2 protein-coding genes are annotated in these 638 nt (G+C 60.2%); both read left to right on the forward strand.

Going from position 1 to position 638, the window contains the following annotated elements; all coding sequences use genetic code 11:
- Positions 1-146, forward strand: a 146-nt coding sequence (locus ACFQ2O_RS22140) for an NADH-quinone oxidoreductase subunit D-related protein (protein ID WP_449301397.1), incomplete at its 5' end; no start/stop codon positions are given.
- Positions 147-165: 19 nt separating this feature from the next.
- Positions 166-638, forward strand: a 473-nt coding sequence (locus ACFQ2O_RS22145; protein WP_377533176.1) for an NADH-quinone oxidoreductase subunit NuoE family protein, incomplete at its 3' end; no start/stop codon positions are given.

Consider the following 638-nt stretch of genomic DNA (forward strand, 5'->3'; position numbering starts at 1 on the left):
GTCGCACGCCTTACCGCCTGCACTTCCGCCGCCCCTGCTTCATCTACTACCAGGCCTACACCGAAATGGTAGTCGGCCAGACCCTCTCCGACGCCATCGTGACGCTGAGCTCGATGAACGTAATTGCCGGGGAGCTCGACGCGTAGTTTTTCTGAATTGACTGTTATGGAATCGACTGCCCTCAAGCCGCAATTTTCCGAAGCCGCGAAGGCCGAGATTGAGCGCATCTGTAAGCAATACCCCGACGACCGCCGCAAGTCGGCCATGCTGCCGGTGCTGCACATTGCCCAGGCCGAATTTGGTGGCTGGGTAAGTCCCGAAGTGCAGGACTTGGTAGCTGACGTGCTGGGCATCAAACCGATTGAAGTGTACGAGGTGTCGTCATTCTACACCATGTTCAACCTCAAGCCGGTGGGCAAGCACGTGCTGGAAATCTGCCGTACGGGCCCCTGCATGCTGCGCGGCTCCGACGAGCTGACGGCCCACTTGGAGCGTATCACGGGTGCCAAAGTAGGCGGTCCGGCTTCCGAAGACGGTCTGTTTACGCTCAAGGAAGTGGAGTGCCTGGCCGCCTGCGGCTTCGCCCCCATCGTGCAGGTGCGCGAGCAGTACTACGAGCAGCTTGACACGCCCGAAGC

Source organism: Pontibacter rugosus (assembly GCF_042678745.1).
Lineage (GTDB): Bacteria > Bacteroidota > Bacteroidia > Cytophagales > Hymenobacteraceae > Pontibacter > Pontibacter rugosus.